This is a genomic window from Ancylobacter vacuolatus, assembly GCF_030813595.1.
GTDB lineage: Bacteria > Pseudomonadota > Alphaproteobacteria > Rhizobiales > Xanthobacteraceae > Ancylobacter > Ancylobacter vacuolatus.
The window spans coordinates 413,317-427,217 of the sequence record NZ_JAUSUH010000001.1 but is presented as its reverse complement, the minus strand read 5'-3'; the positions used below and the strand labels follow the sequence as shown (position 1 = coordinate 427,217).

Here is a 13,901-nt window from a genome sequence, read left to right as displayed (position 1 = left end):
GGCAGGCGGCTTTGTCTGGCAGTATCAGCCGCCGCCCTGGATCACGTTGGTCGAGTATTCACCAACGTTCGGGTCGCTGTAGGGGCCGTCGCCATTCAGCGAGAACACCATCACGCCACCACCCATCTGGGTGTAGTGCTGGAGCTGCTTGAAGGCGCCCACCGAGCCGAGGCCGGCGGTCGGGTCGTTCAGGTCGAACACCAGGCCGACACCCGGCCAGCCACCGACGCCGTAATAGATGGCGACGTACTGCTTGCCGTCATGGGTGTAGGTCATCGGGTGGCCGATCACGCCGGAGGGAAGCTTGAACTTCCACAGCAGCTCGCCGGTGTCGCTGTCACGCGCCTTGATGAAGCCGTCCAGCGTCCCGTAGAACATCACGCCGCCAGCGGTGGCGAGCGTGCCGCCCCAGGCCGCGAAGCGTTCCATCACCTGCCACTTGAACTTGTTGTTGATGGCATCATAGGCCTTCACCTGACCGAGACCTTCATAGGTCTGGCGGTCACCCTTCGGGCCGGGATACATCCACAGGGTCGCACCGACGAAGAACTGGCCGGCACGGTAGGGAAGCATGAAGGGCTCCCAATCCATGCAGATGTGGTTGATGCCCATGAAGAAGGACTTGCGCTGCGGATCGTAGGAGTCGTGGCCCTGGTTATGGTAACCCATCGCCGAGGGGCAGATCTCGCGGCCCTTGTGGTCCATGCGGGTCCCGAATTCCGGGTCGCGCTCGGGCAGGCCGGTCTTCAGGTCGACCTTCTTCACCCAGTTGACCGTGTCGTCGATCTTGTCGGCCGAGACGAGGTCGCCATTGGTGCGGTCGAGCGTGTAGACGATGCCGTTACGGTCGGGATGGGTCAGAAGCTTGCGCATCTTCCCTTCCTTGTCCTGCTGCTCGGAGAGCATCATGACGTTGACGCCGGCATAGTCCCATTCGTCGTGCGGGGTCTTCTGGTAGCCGAACTTGGCGTTACCGGTGTCGATGTCGCGACCCCAGATGGTCATCGTCCACTTGTTGTCGCCCGGGCGCATCGTCTCGTTCCACGGCGCCGGGTTGCCCGAGCCGTAGTAGAAGAGGTTGGTGTCCGGGTCGAAGGCGTACCAGCCCCAATTGGTGCCGCCGCCGATCTTCCAGGCCTCGCCTTCCCAGGTCGCCTTGCCCAGGCCCTTCTGGCCGTAATGCGGGTTGGCGCTGTTGAAGTCGTCGGAGAGGCGCACTTCCTCGTCCGGGCCGGTCGCATAGGCGCGCCACTTCTGGGCGCCGGTGGCGATATCATAGGCAGTGACGTAGCCGCGCACGCCGAGCTCGGCGCCCGAGGAGCCGATCAGCACCAGGTCCTTGACGACATAGGGAGCGATGGTGAGCGTCGAGCCGACCTTGATGTCGGAGTTCTCGAGCTTCCAGTATTCCTCGCCCGTCTTGGCGTCGAGGGCGACCACATGGCCGTCGAGCTGGGTCTTGATGATCAGCGGGCCGACCTTGCCGTTGCCGGGCCAATAGGCGAGGCCGCGGTTGACGACGTCGCAGCAGGCCACCGCGCGGGCGGTCGGGTTCTGCTTCGGCTTGTGCTGCCACAGGATCTTGCCCGGATCGTCCAGCCCGACCGCGAAGGTCGTGTTGGGGAAGGGCGAGTGGATGTACATCACGCCGTCGACGACGAGAGGGGTACCCTCATGGCCCGACAGCACGCCGGTGGAGAACGACCAGGCAGGACGAAGCTGCTTGACGTTCTCCTTGGTGACTTGGTTCGCTTCGCTGTAATTGTTGGCGCTGTAGTTCTTGCCGGTCATCGGCCAATTGTCGGTGCTCTTCGACAGCTCGACGAGCTTGTCGTTGGCAACCGCCGGCGCCGAGGCGCCGAGGCTCACCGCGGCCGCCATCACGGCGGCGACAGAGAGCGCGGACACCGAAGTGTGCAGTCGGCTCATTGGGTCTTCCCTCGCGTTTCCTACTTCCCAGGCCGTCCCGCTGCGCCCCGGCTTTGCCGTCGACGTGCGGGTCTCTTTTATCCCTCGCCGTGCCCTCTCATGGGTGGGCAGTTCCATGAGCTTGTCTTTGGGATCGGCGGAGAATTCTTATGATTTTCTAAGAACATTGGCTGTTCTGGGAGTATTGTTCGCTGTCTGCGGATTTATTGTCTTTAGGCAGAATGGAAATTCGGGGCGGGAACTTCTTCCCGCACCCACAGATAATTCACCCATGACTCCCGGAACCCTTGCCGCAATCCGCCGAAAATGGTTCTCTATCAGCGGGTTGGCGCCCTTGACGCCAAACCAAGCCGGCGCGTCCACGATGGCGCTGGCGCCGGCGCCGCCGGAGAGGTACTGTTGTGGACCGTCGTTGCGGCCAATCTCATAAGAAGTTCATAAGTATAAATGAACACATCGCCCTTTTCTCTTTTGCGCCTCGCGCTGAGCGCCGCCCTCGCCTTCGCTCTCGCCGGCTGTCCGGGGGAGAGCGAGCCGGAAAAGCGCGAGCGTGTCACCGCGCCGGAAAGCGATGCCGTCGCGCGCAAGACCTGGCTGCAGCCCACGGACGACACCGAGCCGGATGTGTGGCTCGCCAGCCGAGACGCGGGGGCCGATGTCGCGGCGAATGCTCCGGCGGCAAAGGAATGGCAGGGCGTATTGGCCGAGGCTGACGGCCGCTTCGGCGAGACCGGCCGGATGATCGCCAACCGCGCCGTGCAGCTGGAAACCATGCTGGCCGAGATCGGCATCCGCGAGAAGGCGCGCGAGATCATCGCCGATTTCTCCACCCTCGCGGGGAAGGGGTCCCGCGCCGGCTTCAGCGATCTGTGCCAGCATTATTACAATCTGCGGACCCAAGGCCTCGACCGCACCGCCGCGCTGGCGGCGCTGGCCGACGAGCCGGCCCTGAAATCGGGGAATCCCGCGCCGTGACCCCTGCCCGAAACGCGGCCAAAATCGCGGCCGGCATCACTGGCAACCCCGCTTCAGCACCCGGAGGGCCGTCGCGCCCGGCCTCGTTCGGCTGGTGGCAGCGCCATTCGCTGCGCGCCCAGGTACTGGCCGCCGTCGTCGCCATCAATCTGTGCGCCGCGCTGCTGGCCGTGGTCGTCATCATCGCCAATGCCCGCCGCGCCACCGAGGCCGAAATGCTGTCCTCGCTCGCCGTGGCCGAGCGCTTCGTGCAGGAAACGGTCGAGCGGCTGGCCAGCGCCGAGGGCGCCACCGGCTCGCTGGCCCAGCTGCCGCTGCACATCAGCGGGCTGCGCCATGTCCGCATCCGGATCGAGGACCAGGCCGGCACCGCGCTGGACATCGCGCCCGCCGAAGCGGCCGAGGAGGAGCACGAGGGCGGCGTGCCCGCCTGGTTCACCTGGCTGGTGTCGGTGGAAGGCCAGGAGAGCCTCATTCCCGTCGTCGAGAACGGCGCCCTTGTGGGGCAGGTGCGCGTCGCCGGCGAAGCCTCCGACGAGATTGCCGAAGTGTGGGAGGACATGTCCGACCTCGCTGTGCTGGCGGCGGCGGTCAACATCGCCATTCTCGTCGCGCTCTACCTCGTGCTCGGCCGGCTGCTGATGCCGCTGCGCACCCTCTCGGCCGGGCTGCATGAGCTGGAGGCAGGCCGCTTCGAGCACCGGCTCGCCACGCCCCGGGTGCGCGAGCTGGCGCTCATCGCCGACCGCTTCAACGCGCTCGGCGCCGCGCTGAAGGCGGCGCGCGACGACAACGCCCGGCTGAATGAGCGGCTGGTGAGCGTGCAGGACGACGAGCGCCGGCAGATCGCCTCCGATCTCCACGACGAGCTGGGGCCCTGTGTGTTCGGGCTGCGGGCCAATCTCGAATCGATCGAGCGCCTCACCGCCCGCACCGAGCCGGCGCTGGGCCAGCGCATGGGCGAGCGAATCGCCACCATGGCCGATATTCTCAACCGCATTCAGTGTCTGAACCGGCGCCTGCTGCGCAAGATCCGCCCGATGGCGCTCGGCCATGTGCCGCTGGCGGCGGTGCTGGCCGACCTGGTGGCCGATTTCGAGAGCCATTCGCCCGGCCGCCGCATCACCCTCGCCACCGAGGGCCTCGCCGAGCGCTATGGCGACAGCGTCGACATCACCCTCTATCGCTGCATCCAGGAAGCCGTGACCAACGCGCTGCGCCATGGCGACGCCCGCAACATCGCCATCAGCCTGCGGGCCGATCGCCGGGCGGGCCGGATCGACCTGACCATCGAGGATGACGGCACCGGCATCGCCGACGACGCGCCGCACGGTTTTGGGCTGATCGGCATGGAAGAGCGCATCGGCGCTCTTGGCGGCAAATGGAGTATCATCGCGGCCGTGCCGAGCGGGACCCGAATCGACGTGGCCATTCCCGCCCACCCCACTGAATTCGGCCTCTCGGCCGCTCCGGAAAGGCTCGCCGCCCAATGACCTGCGCCCTCGTGATCGACGACCACCCCATCGTGCTCCAGGGCTGCCGCCGGCTGCTGGAGGATGCGGGCGTGGAGCGGGTGCTGGAGGCCTCCACCGTGCTGGCCGGCTATCGCCTGTTCCGCCGCGAGAAGCCGGATGTCGTCATCGTCGACCTCGCTCTGCAGGGCAACGGGTTGAGCGGGCTGGTGCTGGTGCGCCGCCTACGGATGCAGGATGCCCGCACCCCCATTCTCGTCTTCTCCATGCATGGCGACCCGGTGATCGCCAGCCGCGCGCTGGAAGCGGGCGCCAATGGCTATGTGCTCAAGGACACCTCTTCGGGCGCGCTGCTGGAAGCCTTCGAGCGGGTGCGGAAGGGCCAGCCCTATATGAGCCACGACCTCGCCTTGCAGGTGGCCATGCTCGGCTCGCGCAAGACCGCGCCGCTCGCCGACATCACCCCGCGCGAACTGCAGACGCTGTCGCTGCTGGCCGAGGGTAAGGACTACACCCACATCGCCGACGAGCTGGGCATCAGCTACAAGACGGTCGCCAACACCTGCTCGGCGCTCAAGGCCAAGCTGGGCGCCACCAGCCTGCCCGAACTGGTGCGCTGTTCGATCCAGTACCTGTCCACCTCACCGGTCGGCACCACCGGCCGGCTGCGGATGATGTGACCGCTCCCGAGCCGCCACGCGGCGGAATTCGGGCAGGGGTGCCGTGGCACCGATCGGTGGCAAGGGCGGCTGCGCGCAGGAATGTCCTTGCCGCTTCGTCACTTACACTTCGTTCACCATGCCAAGCGATGCGCCGCATTTTCGCCTCACTCAGACAGCCTCCTGAGAGACACGAAGTCGGATAGCCGGTATCTTGCCGGAGATCTTGAGTGCGGTGCGTCGGTTCCGCTCCCGGTTTTCGGGTCGGACGGCGCTCACAGACGGTTCGGGGTGAATGGGGACATATCCTGCTCTTGCCAATGCTTCCGGCCGCCGCGCGGCAGGTGAGGCATTCGTCCGGTTCAGCCGGATCGCAGCGCTGTGCGGCATCGGCCTTCTGGTCGCCAACTGCAGCGGCGGCAACAAGCTGACGAGCAAGATCGACCCGAAATACGGCGTTTCCGCCAGCCCGCGCGTCGTCGCGGCCGGCCAGCCCGTGCCCAAGGGCGGCGGCACCTATCGCGTCGGCAAGCCCTATGTGGTGGCCGGCAAGACCTATGTGCCGACCGAGCCGAAGAACTACCGGGCCGAGGGGCTCGCCTCCTGGTATGGCGACGATTTCCACGGCCGGCTGACCGCCAACGGCGAAGTCTTCGACATGCATTCCATCGCCGCCGCGCACCCGACGCTGCCGATGCCGTCCTATGTCCGCGTCACCAACCTGGCGAATAACCGTTCCATGGTGGTGCGGGTGAATGACCGTGGTCCCTATCACGGCAACCGCGTCATCGACGTCTCGCACCGCGCCGCCGACATGCTGGGCTTCAAGTCCACCGGCACCGCCCGGGTGCGCGTCGATTATATCGGCAAGGCGCCGCTGGAAGGCTCCGACGACATCCAGCTCGCCTCGACCCTGCGCATGAATGGCAAGCCCGCTGAGGCGCCGGCCGTCATGGTCGCCTCCGCCGGTTCGATGCGTGGCCTGACCGCCGCCAATGTGCCGCTGCCGCCGAGCCGGCCGTTCGATCTCGGCGAACCCGCCGACGACCAGCAGGTGGCGCAGGCCTATGCCGAGCCGGCCGCCGCGCCGCTCGCGCCGGTGCGCGGAACCAGCACGCCGCGCCCGGCCGTGGTGGCCGCCGCGCTGCCGGCCCCGCGCCAGGCAACGTCCCAGCCAACGCCCCCCACCAAGCGCGCCAAGGCCGCCACTCCGGCCCCGGCAGGCGCCGTGCAGGTGGCCAGCTTGCAGCCGCCGGTCCGCACCGCCCCCGCCCAGGCGGCGGCCGCGCCGACCGGCTGGATTGTCGGCCCGCAGCCGGTGATGGGCTATGCCCCGACCGGCGGCGAGGGCGCGACCGATATGGGTCGCGGGCTGTACTGAGGTCTTCCGACTGCCTGCGTTCTGGCAAGGCCGGCGTCGCGGTCGCATTGCGGCGGCGGCGCTCGGCTGTTAACTCTGCCCGGAGCCGGGGAGGATCGACCGTGAGCCTGTTGCGCATCCTGTTCCCGGGCCGCCGTTTTGCCGATGGAGCCCGCGCGGTCCTCGGCCTGGCGGCAGCCCTGATTATTGCCGCCGGCACGCCCCCCGCCCAGGCGCAGACCGCGCCCGAGATCGCCGCGCCGCAGGCGATCCTGCTCGATTTCGACAGCGGCTCGGTGCTGTTCGAGCGCGCCGCCGACACGCCCAGCCCGCCCGCCAGCATCGCCAAGCTGATGACCATGGCGGTGGTGTTCGGCGAGATTACCGCCGGGCGGCTGTCGCAGGAGCAGGAATTCAAGGTCAGCGAATATGCCTGGCGGCGGGGAGGGGCCCCCTCGGGGGGCGCCACCATGTTCGCCGCCGTCAACAGCACCATCAAGGTCAGCGACCTGCTGCGCGGCGCCATCATTCCCTCGGGCAATGACGGCGCCATCGTGCTGGCCGAGGGCATTTCCGGCAATGAGCTCGCCTTCACGGTGAAGATGAACCAGGAGGCCAAGCGCCTCGGCCTCACCGGCTCGCTGTTCGTCAATGTGAGCGGCCTTGCCGACCCCGACCAGAAGACGACGCCGCGCGACATGGCGAAGGTCGCCACCCACATCATCCGCGACTATCCCGACCTGTACAAAATCTACGGCGAGCCGGATTTCCTCTGGAACAAGATCCGGCAGAACAACCGCAACCCGCTGCTCGGCATGAGTCTTGGCGCGGACGGCTTCATGACCGGCTACCAGAAGGATGCCGGCTTCAATCTCGTCGGCTCGGCGATCCAGAACGGGCAGCGGCTCGTCGTCGTCATCATGGGCGCCAAGAGCGAGAAGGAGCGGGCCGACGATGCCCGCCGTCTGCTCGAATGGGGCTTCCGCTCGTTCGAATCGCGCACCCTCTTCGAGCCCGGCCAGATCGTCGGCGAAGCGACGCTCTATGGCGGCGCGCGCAACGGGGCGCCGCTGACCAGCGACGGGCCGATCCGGGTGCTGATTCCGCGCAATGGCGACGAGAAGCTGGTGGCCCGCATCCGCTTCGAGGGGCCGATCGCCGCGCCGGTGGAAAAGGGCGCGGAACTGGCGCGGCTGATGGTCTATCGCGGCGAGCAACTGGCGCTCGACGTGCCGCTGGTGGCGGCCGAGACGGTGCCGGCCGGTCCGCTCTGGCGCCGGGCGATGGACGGCGCTTATGAACTGGTGGTGAGCCTGCTGCGCCAGGGCTACGCCAAGCTGACCGGCTGAGCATGCCCTCCCGCACGCAGCCGCCCTCAAACGCCCCCGCCCCGGCAAGCCCCACCGCCGAAAGCGCTGCCAAGCCCGCGGCAAAGCGGTCGGCCAAGGCGGGGTCTGCCAAGGCGAAGGCGAAAGCCGAGCCGGCGTCGGCAAAGGCGGCGACGAGCGCGACGGCCAAATCCGCCAAGGCGGCTCCCATGACGGCGAAGACGGCGGGCACGGCGGCAGCCAAACCCGCAACCAAGCCGGCAAGCCGCCCCGCCGCAAAACCGGTTCCGCCGGGCCGCTTCATCACGTTGGAAGGCGGGGAGGGGGCGGGCAAATCCACCCAGCTGCGCCGGCTGCTGGCGCGGCTGCAGGCGGCGGGAATCGACGCCGTCGGCACGCGCGAGCCCGGCGGGTCCACCGGCGCCGAGATCATGCGCCATCTCATTCTTTCCGGCGCCGCCAAGCCGCTGGGGCCTCTGGCCGAGGCGACGCTGTTCGCCGCCGCCCGCGCCGACCATCTCGACGCCACCATCCGCCCGGCGCTCGCACGCGGGGCATGGGTGGTGTGCGACCGTTTCGCCGATTCGACCCGCGTCTATCAGGGCGCGCTCGGCAATGTCGATCCGCGCCTCATCGCCGCGCTGGAGGAGGTGACGGTGGGCGAGACCCGCCCCGACCTCACGCTGATTCTCGACCTTCCCGCCGAGGAAGGCCTCGCCCGCGCCGCCGCCCGCTCCGGCCGCGATGCCGACCGCTTCGAGAGCGAGGGGCTCGCCTTCCACCGCGCCCTGCGCGAAGCATTTCGCGCGCTGGCGACGAGCGAGCCGGAGCGCTGTGTGCTGATCGACGCCAGCTTTGAGGCCGAGGCGGTGGAGGAGGCGATCTGGCAGGCAGTCTCCACCCGGCTGAAGCTGCCCGCCCCGCGCCGGAGACGCCGCTCATGAAGGACGCCGCCCCGCTCGAAGGCGACCGCTTCGGCGCCGCGCCGGCCCCGCGCGAGACGCAGCACCTCATCGGCCATGAGGAGGCGCAGACGATGGTCCGTACCGCCTGGGACGCCGGGCGCCTGCCGCATGCGCTGCTGATCGGCGGGGCGGAGGGCATCGGCAAGGCGACGCTGGCCTATGCCATCGCCCGCTTCGTGCTGTCAGGCGGCGCCGCGCCGGCGCATTCGATCGCGGTCGATCCCGATCACCCCACGGCGCGGCAGGTGGCGGCGCTCTCGCATCCCGACCTGCTGGTGCTGCGGCGCACGCCCAATGATGCCGGCAAGCTGCCCTCGATGATTCCCGCCGAGACGGTGCGCCGGGTGCGCAGCTTCTTCGGCTCCACGGCGGCGCTCGGCGGCTGGCGGGTCTGCGTGGTCGACACGCTGGACGAGATGAACGCGCAGGGCGCCAACGCGCTGCTGAAGACGCTGGAGGAGCCGCCCAATCGCGCGCTGTTCCTGCTGGTGAGCCACGCGCCGGGCCGGCTGCTGCCCACCATCCGCTCGCGCTGCCGCATGGTGCCGCTGCGGGCGCTGTCGGACGGGCAGGTGGTGGAGGCGCTGGAGGGCCTGAGCGCCAGCATGCCCACGCTCGACCGCAGCCGCTTCGCGGAGGCGGCGCACGCGGCGGGGGGCAGCGTGCGCGAGGCGCTGAGCCTGATGGAGGGCGACGGCCTCGCCGTGCGCAACGCCACCACCGTCCTGCTCGACGCGCTGCCCGGTGTCGACCCCAAGTCGCTGCACACGCTCGGCGAAAAGCTGGCCGGCGACCGGGGAGGGGCGCTGGAGGCGTTTGTCGGCACCGTCGAGGGCTGGATCAGCGACCATGCCACCGGGCGCCGGCAGACCGCGCGCGTTCGTCTTGCACGCCTCCCGGAGGTGTGGGAGAAGGTTCGCCGCGCTGCGGTCGACGCCGATGTCTATAATCTCGACCGCAAGACCCTCGTCCTCCGGATCTTCGCGTCGCTCAACGAGGCCCTGCGCCCCTGATCGCGCGCCGGCCGGCCGCCCCGCAGGAAACCGCCGTGAGACCCGCCTTCTACATCACCACCGCGATCGACTACCCCAATGGCGCGCCCCATATCGGCCACGCCTATGAAAAGATCGCCTCGGACGCGCTGGCCCGCTTCAAGAAGCTGGACGGCTATGACGTCTTCTTCCTGACCGGCACTGACGAGCACGGGCTGAAGATGGCGCAGACGGCGGAAAAACAGGGGCTGACGCCGCTGGAATGGGCGACGAAGAACGCCACCCGCTTCCAGGAGATGGATGCGCTGCTCGGCGTCGACTATGACCGCTTCATCCGCACCACCGATGCCGACCACATCGCCTCCACCCAGGCGATCTGGCAGCGCATGGTGGAGAGCGGCGACATCTATGCCGGGGCCTATTCCGGCTGGTACTCGGTGCGCGACGAGGCCTATTACGCCGAGGACGAGACGACGGTGAACCCGGACGGCGTGCGCCTCGGCCCGCAGGGAACGCCGGTGGAATGGACCGAGGAGAAGAGCTATTTCTTCCGCCTCTCCGCCTATCAGCAGAAGCTGCTCGACTATTACGACGCCCACCCGGACTTCATCCGGCCCGAGGTGCGGCGCAACGAGGTGACGAGCTTCGTGCGCGGCGGGCTGCAGGACCTTTCCATCAGCCGCACCACCTTCTCCTGGGGCATTCCGGTGCCGGGCGACCCGGACCATGTGATGTATGTGTGGGTGGACGCGCTCACCAACTACATCACCGGCGTCGGCTATCCCGACACGACGAGTGAGAGCTTCCAGCGCTACTGGCCGGCGAACCTCCACATCATCGGCAAGGACATCATCCGCTTCCACGCCGTGTACTGGCCGGCCTTCCTGATGTCGGCGGGGATCGAGCCGCCGAAGACCGTGTTCGCGCATGGCTTCATCCATAATCGCGGGGAGAAGATGTCGAAGTCGGTCGGCAATGTGATCGACCCGTTCGACCTCGCCCGCGCCTATGGCGTCGACGCGCTGCGCTATTTCCTGCTGCGCGAGATTCCGTTCGGCCAGGATGGCTCCTACAGCCACGACGCCATCGTCGCCCGCACCAATGCCGACCTCGCCAATGATCTGGGCAACCTCGCCCAGCGCTCGCTGTCGATGATCGCCAAGAATCTGGGCGGCGCGCTGCCTGCGCCCGGCCCGCTCTCGGACGATGACGCGACCATCCTCGCCAGCGCCGACGCCATGGGCGCCAAGGTGCGCGAGGCGATGGAGGGCCAGCAGATCCACAACGCGCTCGCCGCCATCTGGTCGGTGGTGGCGGACGCCAACCGCTATTTCGCCGGCGCCGCGCCGTGGGAATTGCGCAAGACCGCGCCCGAGCGCTTCGGCACCGTGCTGTGGACGACGGCGGAAGTGGTGCGCCAGGTCGCCCTGCTGGCGCAGCCCTTCATTCCAACAAGTGCCGGCAAGCTGCTGGATCTGCTCGCCGTTCCTGAGGACGCGCGCAGCTTCGCCACGCTCGGCGAGGCCGGACGGCTGGTGGGCGGAACCGCCCTCCCGGCCCCGGTCGGTGTGTTCCCGCGCTATGTCGAGCCCGAGGCGCCGGCCGCCTCATGATCGTCGACAGCCATTGCCATCTCGATTTTCCGGACTTCGCCGCCGAGCTTGACGACGTGGTGGCGCGGGCCCGCGTCGCCGGCGTCGGCCGCCTGGTCACCATCGGCACAAGGGTGCGCCGCTCCGGGCAGGTGAGGGCGATCGCCGAGCGATTCGACGACGTGTTCTGCTCGGTCGGCACCCACCCGCACAATGCCGGCGAGGAACAAGACGTCACGCTCGACGAGCTGCTGGCCGCCGCAGACCATCCCAAGGTGGTCGCTATCGGCGAGGCCGGCCTCGATTATCACTACGACACCGCGCCGCGCGACGCGCAGGCGGCGGGGTTCCGCCTTCATATCGAGGCGGCGCGCCGCACCGGCCTGCCGCTGGTGATCCACGCCCGCGACGCGGATGAGGATGTGGCGGCGATCCTGGAAGAGGAAAGCGGGAAGGGCGCCTTCGGCTTCGTGCTGCACTGCTTCACCGCCGGGCCGGAGCTCGCCCGTCGCGCCGTGGCGCTGGGCGGCTATGTCTCGTTTTCCGGCATCCTCACCTTCAAGTCAGGCGCGCCGCTGCGCGAGATCGCCGCCAGCCTGCCGGCCGACCGGGTGCTGGTGGAAACGGACGCGCCCTATCTCGCGCCCAACAGCCATCGCGGCAAGCGCAACGAGCCTTCCTATGTGGTGGAAACCGCCCATATACTCGCCCAGGCGCGCGGCATTTCCTTCGACGAGATCGCGGCGCTGACGACGCAGAATTTCTTCCGCCTGTTTTCCCGCGCATCCTAGAGGCTTCCGCTCCCGCCATGGCGCTGACCTTCACCATTCTCGGCTGCGGTTCCTCCGGCGGGGTGCCGCGAGTCGGGCAGGGATGGGGGGTGTGCGACCCGAACGAGCCGCGCAACCGCCGCCGCCGCTGTTCCATGCTGGTGGAGCGCTTCGCGCCGGGGGTCGACCAGCCGACCCGCGTGCTGATCGACACCTCGCCGGATTTGCGCGAGCAGTTGATCGATGCCGGGGTCGACCGGCTCGACGCGGTTTTGTTCACCCATGAGCATGCGGACCACACCCATGGCATCGACGATCTGCGCCCACTGACCATCCTGCACCGGCGCCGCATCGACGTGCATGTCGATCCCGAGACGTCGGCGATGCTGCACCAGCGCTTCGGCTATTGCTTCGAGACGCCGCCGGGCAGCGACTACCCACCGATCCTCACCGAGCACCGCTTCCACGCCGGCGACACCATTCGCGTCGACGGGCCCGGCGGGCCGATCGAAGCGACTGCCTTCCGGCAGTTTCACGGCAGCATCATTTCCTACGGCTTCCGCATCGGCGGCCTCGCTTATTCCAGCGACCTGCACGATCTGCCGGACGAGAGCCTGGCTTATCTGTCGGACCTCGATGTCTGGATCATCGACGCGCTGCGGCCGAAGCCGCACCCGACGCATCTGTCGCTCAGCGAGGCGCTGGCCTGGATCGAGCGGATGAAGCCGCGCCGGGCGGTGCTGACCAACCTGCACACCGACCTCGACTACGCCACGCTGATGCGCGAGCTGCCGGACGGGGTGATCGCCGCCCATGACGGGCTTGAACTCGTTCTAGATCAATAGCTTATAGACGTACGCTCGCGCAGGCCGACGTCCGAAACTACGAGAATGTTTTCCATAATATGTCTTCTGCGAATCGGAGAACCGGCATTTTGACGCCTTCCCGCGACATTCAACGCCTGCTGGACATCATGGAAGCGCTGCGCACGCCGGAGACCGGCTGCCCCTGGGACCTGGCGCAGGACTTCGACACGATCGCCCCCTACACGATCGAGGAAGCCTATGAGGTGGCCGACGCCATCGCCCGCGGCGACCTCGACGATCTGTGCGACGAGCTCGGCGACCTGCTGCTGCAGGTGGTGTTCCACGCCCGCCTGGCGCAGGAGCGCGGCGCCTTCGATTTCGGCGCCGTGGTCGAGGCCATCACCGCGAAAATGATCCGCCGCCATCCGCATGTCTTCGCCGACGCCCAGGGGCGCGACGTGGCGGCGGTGAATGTGGCGTGGGAGCAGATCAAGACGCAGGAGAAGGCGCAGCGGGCGCAGCGCCAGCAGGCGCGGGGACTGCCAGCGCAGCCGGACCAGGGCCGCACGCTGGACGGCGTGCCGGCCGGCGCCCCTGCCCTCACCCGGGCGGTGAAGCTGCAGGACAAGGCCGCCAGGGTCGGATTCGACTGGCCGGATGTGCGCCCGGTACTGGCCAAGATCCGCGAGGAGATCGACGAGGTGGAAGCCGAGATCGTCGCGGGCGACCGGAAGGCGGCGGCGGAAGAAGTTGGCGACCTGCTGTTCGCGCTGGCGAACCTCGCCCGCCATCTCGATGTCGACCCCGAGGCGGCTCTGCGCGGCACCAACGAGAAATTCGTCCGCCGCTTCGCCCACATCGAGGACCGGCTGGCGCAGGCCGGGCGCACGCCGGACGGGGCCAGCCTCATTGAAATGGAAGCTCTTTGGCAGGAGGCGAAGACGGCGGCGCCGAAGGAGTAGGGCGGTGGAGTGCCCTGCCCTCGCATGCGCTCAGGTCGTCTTCCCTGCCGGAGGGCAGCGGAGAGCCGGGATCACTCGCCATTGTCGATAC

Annotated in this window: 12 protein-coding genes; 11 read left to right on the top strand and 1 reads right to left on the bottom strand. The window is 68.3% G+C overall.

Annotated features, from left to right (window positions below; genetic code table 11):
• Nucleotides 1-24: 24 nt before the first annotated feature.
• Nucleotides 25-1,929 (bottom strand): methanol/ethanol family PQQ-dependent dehydrogenase, encoded by a 1,905-nt coding sequence (locus J2S76_RS02040; protein WP_307057036.1) that lies wholly within the window; start codon nucleotides 1,927-1,929, stop codon nucleotides 25-27.
• Nucleotides 1,930-2,376: 447 nt separating this feature from the next.
• Here J2S76_RS02040 and J2S76_RS02035 point away from each other — a divergent pair, with 447 nt between their 5' ends.
• From J2S76_RS02035 to mazG, 11 genes are all read left to right on the top strand, one after another.
• Nucleotides 2,377-2,904: a hypothetical protein gene (locus J2S76_RS02035; protein ID WP_307057034.1), complete on the top strand. Its 528-nt coding sequence runs from the start codon at nucleotides 2,377-2,379 to the stop codon at nucleotides 2,902-2,904.
• Nucleotides 2,901-4,397 carry an ATP-binding protein gene (locus tag J2S76_RS02030; RefSeq protein WP_307057032.1) on the top strand — a complete coding sequence of 499 codons (1,497 nt, stop codon included), beginning with the start codon at nucleotides 2,901-2,903 and terminating at the stop codon, nucleotides 4,395-4,397. Before J2S76_RS02035 ends, J2S76_RS02030 begins: the two co-directional genes overlap by 4 nt.
• Nucleotides 4,394-5,056 carry a response regulator transcription factor gene (locus tag J2S76_RS02025; protein WP_018391127.1) on the top strand — a complete coding sequence of 221 codons (663 nt, stop codon included), beginning with the start codon at nucleotides 4,394-4,396 and terminating at the stop codon, nucleotides 5,054-5,056. Before J2S76_RS02030 ends, J2S76_RS02025 begins: the two co-directional genes overlap by 4 nt.
• 274 nt (nucleotides 5,057-5,330) lie before the next feature.
• Nucleotides 5,331-6,416 (top strand): septal ring lytic transglycosylase RlpA family protein, encoded by a 1,086-nt coding sequence (locus J2S76_RS02020; RefSeq protein WP_307057029.1) that lies wholly within the window; start codon nucleotides 5,331-5,333, stop codon nucleotides 6,414-6,416.
• A 101-nt stretch (nucleotides 6,417-6,517) separates the two neighbouring features.
• Nucleotides 6,518-7,744, top strand: a complete 1,227-nt coding sequence (locus J2S76_RS02015; protein ID WP_307057027.1) for a D-alanyl-D-alanine carboxypeptidase family protein — start codon at nucleotides 6,518-6,520, stop codon at nucleotides 7,742-7,744.
• A gap of 188 nt (nucleotides 7,745-7,932) precedes the next feature.
• Nucleotides 7,933-8,667, top strand: a complete 735-nt coding sequence (gene tmk, locus J2S76_RS02010; protein WP_307057025.1) for a dTMP kinase — start codon at nucleotides 7,933-7,935, stop codon at nucleotides 8,665-8,667.
• Nucleotides 8,664-9,701: a DNA polymerase III subunit delta' gene (locus J2S76_RS02005; protein WP_307057023.1), complete on the top strand. Its 1,038-nt coding sequence runs from the start codon at nucleotides 8,664-8,666 to the stop codon at nucleotides 9,699-9,701. The genes tmk and J2S76_RS02005 overlap by 4 nt, the downstream gene beginning before the upstream one ends.
• A 35-nt stretch (nucleotides 9,702-9,736) precedes the next feature.
• Nucleotides 9,737-11,293, top strand: a complete 1,557-nt coding sequence (metG, locus tag J2S76_RS02000; protein WP_307057021.1) for a methionine--tRNA ligase — start codon at nucleotides 9,737-9,739, stop codon at nucleotides 11,291-11,293.
• The gene (locus J2S76_RS01995; RefSeq protein WP_307057019.1) at nucleotides 11,290-12,063 is read left to right on the top strand and encodes a TatD family hydrolase; all 774 of its coding nucleotides are present in this window, start codon (nucleotides 11,290-11,292) and stop codon (nucleotides 12,061-12,063) included. The genes metG and J2S76_RS01995 overlap by 4 nt, the downstream gene beginning before the upstream one ends.
• Before the next feature lie 17 nt (nucleotides 12,064-12,080).
• Nucleotides 12,081-12,887 (top strand): MBL fold metallo-hydrolase, encoded by an 807-nt coding sequence (locus tag J2S76_RS01990; protein WP_307057017.1) that lies wholly within the window; start codon nucleotides 12,081-12,083, stop codon nucleotides 12,885-12,887.
• Nucleotides 12,888-12,976: 89 nt separating this feature from the next.
• Complete coding sequence (gene mazG, locus J2S76_RS01985; RefSeq protein ID WP_307057015.1) at nucleotides 12,977-13,810, top strand: nucleoside triphosphate pyrophosphohydrolase; 834 nt, start codon at nucleotides 12,977-12,979, stop codon at nucleotides 13,808-13,810.
• The last annotated feature ends 91 nt before the right edge of the window (nucleotides 13,811-13,901 follow it).

Bases quoted from the DNA above. Each gene is read 5' to 3' on its own strand.
- J2S76_RS02040 (WP_307057036.1), bottom strand. From the start codon at position 1,929: ATGAGCCGACTGCACACTTCGGTGTCCGCGCTCTCTGTCGCCGCCGTG.
- J2S76_RS02020 (WP_307057029.1), top strand. From the start codon at position 5,331: ATGGGGACATATCCTGCTCTTGCCAATGCTTCCGGCCGCCGCGCGGCA.
- J2S76_RS01995 (WP_307057019.1), top strand. From the start codon at position 11,290: ATGATCGTCGACAGCCATTGCCATCTCGATTTTCCGGACTTCGCCGCC.
- J2S76_RS01990 (WP_307057017.1), top strand. From the start codon at position 12,081: ATGGCGCTGACCTTCACCATTCTCGGCTGCGGTTCCTCCGGCGGGGTG.
- J2S76_RS02025 (WP_018391127.1), top strand. From the start codon at position 4,394: ATGACCTGCGCCCTCGTGATCGACGACCACCCCATCGTGCTCCAGGGC.
- tmk (WP_307057025.1), top strand. From the start codon at position 7,933: ATGACGGCGAAGACGGCGGGCACGGCGGCAGCCAAACCCGCAACCAAG.
- J2S76_RS02005 (WP_307057023.1), top strand. From the start codon at position 8,664: ATGAAGGACGCCGCCCCGCTCGAAGGCGACCGCTTCGGCGCCGCGCCG.
- J2S76_RS02035 (WP_307057034.1), top strand. From the start codon at position 2,377: ATGAACACATCGCCCTTTTCTCTTTTGCGCCTCGCGCTGAGCGCCGCC.